This is a genomic window from Mycobacterium sp. 1423905.2 (assembly GCF_001673155.1).
In the GTDB taxonomy this organism is placed as follows: domain Bacteria; phylum Actinomycetota; class Actinomycetes; order Mycobacteriales; family Mycobacteriaceae; genus Mycobacterium.
The window spans coordinates 1-8169 of the sequence record NZ_LZLE01000319.1; the positions used below are offsets into that span (position 1 = coordinate 1).

9 protein-coding genes are annotated in these 8169 nt (G+C 67.9%); 3 read left to right on the forward strand and 6 right to left on the reverse strand.

The window, feature by feature from the left end:
* Positions 1-492 (reverse strand): histidinol dehydrogenase (locus A9W95_RS28460; RefSeq protein WP_371328103.1); only part of this gene is annotated, 492 nt, incomplete at its 3' end.
* A 110-nt stretch (positions 493-602) separates the two neighbouring features.
* Here A9W95_RS28460 and A9W95_RS21465 point away from each other — a divergent pair.
* On the forward strand, positions 603-1013 hold the full coding sequence (locus A9W95_RS21465) for a nitroreductase family deazaflavin-dependent oxidoreductase (RefSeq protein WP_067417473.1): 411 nt from the start codon (positions 603-605) through the stop codon (positions 1011-1013).
* A 504-nt stretch (positions 1014-1517) separates the two neighbouring features.
* Here the strand turns inward: A9W95_RS21465 and nadC are convergent.
* Genes nadC through nadA form a run of 3 tightly spaced genes read right to left on the reverse strand, consistent with a single transcriptional unit; the run spans position 1518 to position 4986 of the window.
* Positions 1518-2375 (reverse strand): carboxylating nicotinate-nucleotide diphosphorylase, encoded by an 858-nt coding sequence (nadC, locus tag A9W95_RS21470; RefSeq protein WP_067417484.1) that lies wholly within the window; start codon positions 2373-2375, stop codon positions 1518-1520.
* On the reverse strand, positions 2375-3943 hold the full coding sequence (locus A9W95_RS21475; RefSeq protein WP_067417477.1) for an L-aspartate oxidase: 1569 nt from the start codon (positions 3941-3943) through the stop codon (positions 2375-2377). Before A9W95_RS21475 ends, nadC begins: the two co-directional genes overlap by 1 nt.
* Positions 3940-4986 carry a quinolinate synthase NadA gene (gene nadA, locus A9W95_RS21480; RefSeq protein ID WP_067417479.1) on the reverse strand — a complete coding sequence of 349 codons (1047 nt, stop codon included), beginning with the start codon at positions 4984-4986 and terminating at the stop codon, positions 3940-3942. The genes A9W95_RS21475 and nadA overlap by 4 nt, the downstream gene beginning before the upstream one ends.
* 47 nt (positions 4987-5033) lie before the next feature.
* Between nadA and A9W95_RS21485 the strand changes: the two genes are divergently transcribed.
* A complete protein-coding gene (locus A9W95_RS21485; RefSeq protein ID WP_067417487.1) occupies positions 5034-5738 on the forward strand; it encodes an NUDIX domain-containing protein in 705 nt (234 codons plus the stop codon).
* A gap of 217 nt (positions 5739-5955) precedes the next feature.
* Positions 5956-7296, forward strand: a complete 1341-nt coding sequence (locus A9W95_RS21490) for a lipase family protein (protein WP_067417481.1) — start codon at positions 5956-5958, stop codon at positions 7294-7296.
* A gap of 6 nt (positions 7297-7302) precedes the next feature.
* Here A9W95_RS21490 and A9W95_RS21495 read toward each other — a convergent pair whose 3' ends face one another.
* Both A9W95_RS21495 and A9W95_RS26535 read right to left on the reverse strand, forming a co-directional pair.
* Positions 7303-7950 carry a DUF2567 domain-containing protein gene (locus A9W95_RS21495; protein WP_253851728.1) on the reverse strand — a complete coding sequence of 216 codons (648 nt, stop codon included), beginning with the start codon at positions 7948-7950 and terminating at the stop codon, positions 7303-7305.
* A 35-nt stretch (positions 7951-7985) separates the two neighbouring features.
* The coding region (locus tag A9W95_RS26535) for a hypothetical protein (protein WP_082983249.1) at positions 7986-8169 on the reverse strand (184 nt) is incomplete at its 5' end.

Here is an 8169-nt window from a genome sequence, read left to right on the forward strand (position 1 = left end):
CGCGTTGCAGGTGATGATCGAGCGCACCCGCGCCGTACACGCCGACCAGCGCCGCACCGACGTCACCACGACGCTGGGCCCCGGCGCGACGGTCACCGAGCGGTGGGTACCGGTGCAGCGGGTCGGGCTGTACGTGCCCGGCGGCAACGCGGTGTATCCGTCCAGCGTCGTGGTGACGTCGGTGCGGCGCTGGTCGGCGTGTACGGCGCGGGTGCGCTCGATCATCACCTGCAACGCGTCCCGCACGCCCCGGTCCAGTCCGGCCAGTGCGTCGGCCAAGGCGGCGTCGGGGACCCGCACGGAGTCGGGCCGGATTCCGTCGAACGACTCCCCGTATTCCAACGCGGCCTCAGCGCCGCGCTCGGCGACCGCCTGCACGATGGGCCGCACCGTCGGCAGCACGGATTCGACGTCGGCGCCCCCGCGCGGCAGCGCCGCCCGCAGCCGGGCAGCGGTCAGCTGTGCGCCCCGTAGATCAATACGGGTCAGCACGGCAGCAGGTGGGGTCACATGGACCATTGTCCCAGAGCAATTCAAGTTGATATCCGACCGGTACAGTGCCGGTGAGCCCGCTCACACTGCCTGACTCCCAGGGAGGCGCCATGTCCGCGAAGGATCATCCGAACAACGCCCCGGGCGTGCCGATGATGTACCCGCCGTGGTTCGAGCGGTGGCAGATCAAGTACATGAACCCGGTGGTCAAGCCGATCGCTCGTTACCTGCCGGGCACTGCGACCATCAGCCACCGCGGCCGCAAGTCCGGCAAGACCTATCAGACTGTTGTGACGACCTATCGCAAGGGCAATCTGCTGACGATCGCGCTAGGGCACGGCAAGACGGACTGGGTCAAGAACGTGCTGGCTGCCGGCGAGGCGGACGTACGGTTTACCCGTCGCGAGGTGCACATCACTAATCCCCGCATTCTGCCCGCCGGCTCCGACGGTTCGGGTTTGCCGTTTCTGGCGCGCTTGCAGTTACGTCGGATCGCGGTATTCGCGGCCGACATCGCCTGAGCCCGGCGCCGAGCGTGCGTTGACGGCTTCGACTGTGCGGCGGCCGTGGAGTTTGGGCGGGTTTGGCGCCTTGGGCGCACACTCGACGTCCTAGCTGCACACTCGGCGCCTTGGGCGTACCGCTACATGCCCACAACGCTCGAGCGTGCACTAGCGGCTTCGACCGTGCGGTCAGGACGAAGTTTGGGCAAGTTCGCCGCCCTGAGCGCACACTCGACGCCCCACGCGCACACTCGACGGCCTAGGCGCACGCTCGACGGCCCGGGCGCACGCTCGACGCCCTAACCGCACACTCGACGCCCTAACCGCACACTCGACGGCCTAGCCGCATCGGCGCCTTCGGGCGTACCGCTACATGCCCACAACACTTGAGCGTGCATTAGCGGCTTCGACCGTGCGGTCAGGGCGAAGTTTGGGCAAGTTCGACGCCCTAAGCGCACGCTCGACGCCCCAACCGCACACTCGACGCCCTACGCGCACACTCGACGCCTCATAACCGCACGGCTACATATCCAGACCGATATCCAGCACCCGCACCGAATGCGTCAGCGCACCGACGGCCAGGAAATCGACGCCGGTGCTGGCATATGTAGCGGCCGACTCCAAGGTCAACCCGCCGGAAGATTCCAGTAACGTCTCCGGGGCGCGGGCGTCGCGGCGCTGCACCGCAATCTGCGTCTGCCACACCGGAAAGTTGTCCAACAGGATCAGCTCAGGCTTTTCGGCCAACACCTCGTCCAACTGCTCCAACGAGTCGACCTCCACCTCGCAGGGCAGATCAGGGGCGGCCGCCCGCACCGCGCGCAGCGCCTCGACCACCGACCCGGCAGCCGCGACGTGGTTGTCCTTGATCAGTGCCGCGTCCCCTAATCCCAGCCGGTGGTTGACGCCACCACCGACGCGGACCGCGTATTTCTGCAGCGCGCGCAACCCGGGCAGCGTTTTGCGGGTGTCCCGGATCTTCGCCTTGGTGCCCTCCACCGCATCGACCCACGCCGCGGTCACCGTCGCGATGCCGGAGAGGTGGCATACCAGGTTGAGCATGGTCCGCTCGGCGGTCAACAGGCCACGCGTCTCGGCGCGCAAGGTCAGCAGTTTCTGTCCGGGCTGCACCCGAACGCCGTCGTCGACGCGGTGTAGCACCTGATAACCGGATCGCCCGAGCACTTCGTCGAGCACCAGCAACGCCACGTCGAGCCCGGCGATCACACCCGGTTCGCGCGGCACCATGGACGCGGTCGCGACGGCGTCGGCGGGCACCGTCGAAATGGTGGTGACATCCGGCCCGTAGCAGAGGTCTTCGTTGAGACCGCGCCGGATGGTTTCCAGCGCCGCAGCCCGGTCCAATTCGGGCAGCGTCATCAGCAGACCGCCGCCAGCGTTTCGGCGCACACTTGGCCGTTGGTTTGCCGGACCAGGATGCTGCGCGCTTGCTCTGGACATTCGGAGGTGTGCTCGGCGCGGTGGTGACAACCCCGGCTTTCCGTACGAGCCAGCGCCGCGACGGCCACCGTCCGGGCGGCCAACGTCAGTGCGACATCCTCGAAATCGCGCCGGCCTGCGATGGCGCGTACCGGCGCGGCCGACAGCATCGCCGAAAGCCGCTCCAGCCCAACGGCATCACGCACGACCGACGCGTCCAGACTCATGGCCCGTTGTAGGTCATCGCGGTGCGGCGCGACGTGCACCACCGGGTCCGGCAAGGCGGCGCGCGGACGACCGGCCGCCCCGGCATGCGCGGCCGCGCCCTTCCCGGCGCGTCCACCCACTACCAGACCTTCCAGCAAGCTGTTGGAGGCCAACCGGTTGGCCCCGTGCATACCGGTGCGGGCCACCTCCCCCGCGGCGAACAATCCGGGAAGTTCGGTTCGCCCGTGGACGTCGGCAACGACGCCACCGCAGCTGTAATGGGCGCCCGGAACTACCGGAATCGGTTGGCGGACCGGGTCGATGCCCGCGGCGCGGCAGGCGGCGGTGACGGTCGGGAACCGCGCTTCGAACCCGGTGATGCCGCGGGCGTCGAGGTATACGCATGGGTCACCGATGGCCTTCAACCGCGCGTCGATCGCACCGGCGACCACGTCGCGGGGCGCCAGATCACCCATCGGGTGCACCCCGGCGGTAACCGAATTCCCTTGACTGTCAACCAATACGGCGCCTTCACCGCGAATCGCTTCGGTGATCAGCGGTCGCCTCCCACCGCCGCCGCCGTACAGCATCGTCGGATGGAACTGGATGAACTCGAGGTCACTGACCGCGACGCCGGCCCACAATGCCAACGCGACGCCGTCGCCCGTCGAGCCGTCGGGATTGGTGGTCGCGGCGTAGAGGTGTCCGAGGCCGCCGGTGGCCAGGATGACCGACGGGGCGCCGATGATGCCGAGTCCGTCGGGATTGCCCACCAGGACGCCGGTGACCGCGCTGTCGTCGTGCAAGATGCGCAGTGCGACATGGCTGGTGCGGATGTCGAGCATCTGGGCGGCGTGGTCGAGCGCGCGCTGAACTTCGGCTCCGGTGGCGTCCCCACCGGCATGCACGATGCGGCGCCGGGAATGTCCGCCTTCGCGGGTGAGGTCCCAGCGACCTGGCACCGATTCGTCGAATCGCGCTCCGTCGCCGACTAATTCGCTGACGGCCCGATAGCCGTCGCCGACGATCGAGTAGACCGCGTCGGGGTCACAAAACCCCGCCCCGGCGGCCAAAGTGTCCGCCACGTGCGCGTCTATCGAATCGTCATTGTCGGGCAGCACGACGGCAATGCCACCCTGGGCGTAGTGGGTGGCGGTCACTCCGCGGGTGTCGGCGGCCTTATTGAGCACCACGACCTTGCGCCCGGCGCGGTGGGCGGCCAGCGCGGCGGCCAGTCCGGCCACGCCGGTGCCGACCACGATGACGTCGGCATTGTCCCGCCACGCCGGAGCGGTCGTCATTCGCCACCGCCGGGCTGGCCGATCTCGATCATCCGCTGCACGCTGCGCCGCCCGGCCGCGGCGGTGTCTGGGTCGACGTGCACTTCGTCGGCGCCCTCGACCAGGCAGCGCAACAGTGCTGCCGGGGTGATCATCTTCATGTACTTGCAGGAGGCGCGGTCGTTGACGGCTTGGAAGTCGACGGCCGGCGCGGCGCGACGCAGTTGGTGCAGCATGCCGACTTCGGTGGCGACCAGCACCTTGCGTGCGCGGGTTTCGTGCGCGGCGTCCAGCATGCCGCCGGTGGACAGGATCTTCACCCGGTCCGCGGGGAAGGCTCCTTCCCCGGCGAGGTACAAAGCCGAAGTGGCACAACCGCATTCGGGGTGCACGTACAGTTCGGCGTCGGGGTGGGCGCGTGCCTGATCGGCGAGCTCGTCACCGTTGATGCCGGCATGGACATGGCATTCACCGGCCCACACATGCATGTTGGTGCGTCCAGTCACGCGCCGCACGTGCGCACCGAGGAATTGGTCCGGGCAGAACAGCACCTCGCGGTCGGGGTCGATGGAGGCGACCACGTCCACCGCGTTCGAAGACGTGCAGCAGATGTCGGTCAACGCCTTGACCGCCGCGGTGGTGTTCACGTAGGAGACGACGACGGCGTCGGGGTGCTCGTCTTTCCAAGCGCGCAATTCCTCAGGAGTGATCGAGTCGGCCAACGAGCACCCGGCCCGGTGATCGGGGATCAGAACCGTCTTGTCCGGGCTGAGGATTTTCGCCGTCTCGGCCATGAAATGGACTCCGCAGAACACGATGGTGTCCTCGGAGGCTTCGGCGGCGATTCGCGACAGCGCCAGGGAGTCCCCGACGTGGTCGGCGACGTCTTGAATGGCGGGCAACTGGTAGTTGTGGGCCAGCACGGTCGCCCCGCGCAGCCGCGCCAGTCGGCGAATCTCGGCGGCCCACTGTTCGTCGCCATCAATTCCGGTGTAACCAGTTTGGGAATCGACGATCTGGGCAGTCAGGTCGGCGGGCGTGTCCATGCGGGTCAACACCGTCATGGGGGCTCCTTTCGCACCCGGGAGGTTTTCGACTTATGATCGAAAACATGCCCCATGGTAGCACCGCCCACGAAGTGCTGGCCGTCGTGTTCCAGGTTCGCGACTTGAAGGACACCCCAAGCACCGGGAAACCCCAGTTGAACGTGCTGTTATGGCAACGTGCCCGAGAACCCCAGCGGGGCGCGTGGTCGCTGCCGGGCGGTCGCCTACGCACCGACGAGGACTTGACCACCTCCGTCCGGCGTCAACTCGCCGAGAAAGTGGACCTGCGCGAACTGTCCCACCTCGAGCAACTGGCGGTGTTCTCCGACCCGGACCGAGTGCCGGGCACCCGGGTGATCGCTTCGACGTTCCTGGGGCTGGTGCCCTCCCCCGCGACACCCGAACTTCCGCCGGACACCCGCTGGCACCCGGTCGACGCCCTGCCGCCGATGGCGTTTGACCATGGGCCGATGGTGACCCACGCCCATGCCCGACTGGTGGCCAAGATGTCCTACACGAACATCGGGTTCGCGCTGGCGCCAAAGGAATTCGCGCTCTCGACGTTGCGTGACATCTACGGCGCGGCATTGGGCTATCAGGTCGACGCGACGAATCTGCAGCGCGTTCTGGCCCGTCGTCACGTCATCAGCCAGACCGGCACCATCGCCCAGTCGGGCCGCAGCGGCGGCCGGCCGGCCGCCTTGTACCGATTCACCGACTCTCAACTGAGGGTCACCGACGAGTTCGCCGCACTCCGCCCGCCCGGGTGATGAAGCGTCCGGTTGTGACACGCCCCACTTGCCGGCGATGCCAGAAATGGCGACGGTTGCCGGTAAGTTGTTTAAGAACTGATTAAGAAACGTTGGCGTCCGTGGGGGCGCCGGGCGAACTGCGAGGGGCATTCGGCGCTCGCACGGACGAGGTGGACTGATTTGGTTCGGTGCCGCCAGTGCGCCAGAATCCCGAAAGGCCACGAAGGGAGCCTCAATGGCTGAGCTCGGCAACCTGGCAGACGCGCGCGCTGCGGAGTGGATCGGCAAGCCGCCTCACGAAGAACTACAGCGCAAGGTGCGCCCGTTGCTGCCGTCCGACGACCCCTTCTATCAGCCGCCGCCTGGGTTTCAGCACGCGCAGCCCGGGACGGTGCTGCGCTCGCGCGACGTCGAATTGGCGTTCCTCGGCCTGATACCGCAGTCGGTCAAAGCGGTTCAGTTGCTGTATAGGACCACCGACATGAACGGCAACCCGGAGGCGACGGTGACCACGGTGGTGGTCCCCGCCGAACGCGCGCCGGGCCAGACCTGCCCGTTGTTGTCCTATCAGTGCGCGATCGACGCCATTTCCACCCGCTGCTTTCCCTCGTATGCCATGCGGCGCCGGGCGAAGGCGCTCGGGTCCCTGGCCCAGCTGGAACTGTTGCTGGTCAGCGCGGCCCTCGCCGAGGGGTGGGCGGTGTCGGTTCCGGATCACGAAGGACTCAAGGGACTGTGGGGTGCGCCCTATGAACCTGGCTACCGGGTCCTTGACGGCATCCGCGCGGCGCTCAGCTCCGAGCGGCTCGACCTGTCGCCGTCGTCGCCGATCGGGTTGTGGGGCTATTCCGGCGGCGGACTGGCCAGCGCCTGGGCGGCCGAGATGTGCGGTGACTACGCGCCGGAACTCGACATCGTCGGCGCTGTGCTGGGGTCACCGGTGGGCGACCTGGGACACACCTTCCGCCGACTCAACGGCAGTTTTCTCGCGGGCCTGCCCGCCTTGGTGGTGGCCGCGCTCGCGCACACCTATCCCGACCTCGACAAGGTGATCAGAGAGCACACCAACGAGGAGGGACGCGCGCTGCTGTTGTCGCTGGAGAAGATGACCACGGTCGAGGCGGTCGTCCGGATGGCGCACAAGGACATGGGCGACTATCTCGACGAACCACTCGAAGACATCCTGTCCACCCCGGCCGTATCGCACGTCTTCGAAACCACCAAGCTGGGCGCCGCGGTGCCCAGCCCGCCGGTACTGATCGTGCAGGCGGTCCACGACTACCTCATCGACGTCCACGACATCGACATATTGGCTGACGCGTATTCGGCCGGCGGCGCCGACGTGACCTATCACCGCGACGCGTTCAACGAGCACATGATCCTGCACCCGCTCTCGGCGCCCATGACGCTGCGCTGGCTCACCGACCGGTTCGCCCGACGCCCGATCACCGACCACCTCATCCGAACCACGTGGCCGACGGCGTTCAACCCGATGACCTACGCGGGGATGGCACGCCTGGCGCTCATCGCGGCCAAAGTCATTACCGGCCGGAAGGTGTGCCGACGCCCCCTGTGACGGCGATCAGGACACTGTCGCGTCGGGAGCCCCGCTGACGGCGGTGACGCGTTGCCGGGCGCCCGCCGGCGGATAGCCCCCCAAATCGTCGCGCGCAGTACCCGCCGCCAGCACGGCGTAGACCAGCGCGCCCGTGGCGGCCGGTGACAGCAAGGTGGCGGCAATCTGCAGCAGCTTGCGGGCGAAGAAGACCGGCGGCGCCTGCACCACATACGTCACCGAATGCTCACCAGAGGACAGCGCGACGGTGTCGAAATCCAATGCGCCGTAACGCAGTCGAACCAGCAGGACGCCCACACCCGCCGCCACCGCCGCAGCGGCTACCAATCCCACCGACAAGCCGGCGGCCATTTCCGGGCCGCGGTGCTCGCGCCATTGCCAAACCAGGACCGTCGCCACCACCGCGACCACACCGAGTAGGCCCAGCAGCAGAAACGGCGCGACGAAAAAGTTCTGCGACTCGCTACCTAGGTAGTCGTGCACCCGCTCGCCTTGGCGAGTGACGGCCACGACGGCGTGAATGGGCGGCGCCATCCACGCCCACACCAGCCCGACGACCACCCCGGTGATCGACAAGCCGAGCACAACGGTGGCGATCGCGCGTCGGCGCGACGTGCGGGGCGCGGGCGCTACCGCCGCCCCGGGCTCTGTTATCGGAACCGGCGGCTGCGGCGGCACGGGCTGTTCGATCACCGCTGTGCCTCCAGATCAGTCGAGTCGACTTGGCCGTGTCGGGAGCAGCGCGCCCACCACCCGTCGGGCCGGACCTGCACGACCATCCGGCGACCGCATTCGGCGCAGAAGCGTGGCGGCTCGAGGCCCAACTGCGCTGCCGTTGGCGTCGCGGTGCCGGCCCGTTCCCCGGTGTAGACG

What these genes read in the sequence shown, in the direction of transcription:
- nadA (WP_067417479.1), bottom strand. Translation starts at nt 4,986, where the DNA reads ATGACGGTGTTGACCCGCATGGACACGCCCGCCGACCTGACTGCCCAG.
- A9W95_RS21485 (WP_067417487.1), top strand. Translation starts at nt 5,034, where the DNA reads ATGCCCCATGGTAGCACCGCCCACGAAGTGCTGGCCGTCGTGTTCCAG.
- A9W95_RS21475 (WP_067417477.1), bottom strand. Translation starts at nt 3,943, where the DNA reads ATGACGACCGCTCCGGCGTGGCGGGACAATGCCGACGTCATCGTGGTC.
- A9W95_RS21465 (WP_067417473.1), top strand. Translation starts at nt 603, where the DNA reads ATGTCCGCGAAGGATCATCCGAACAACGCCCCGGGCGTGCCGATGATG.
- nadC (WP_067417484.1), bottom strand. Translation starts at nt 2,375, where the DNA reads ATGACGCTGCCCGAATTGGACCGGGCTGCGGCGCTGGAAACCATCCGG.
- A9W95_RS21490 (WP_067417481.1), top strand. Translation starts at nt 5,956, where the DNA reads ATGGCTGAGCTCGGCAACCTGGCAGACGCGCGCGCTGCGGAGTGGATC.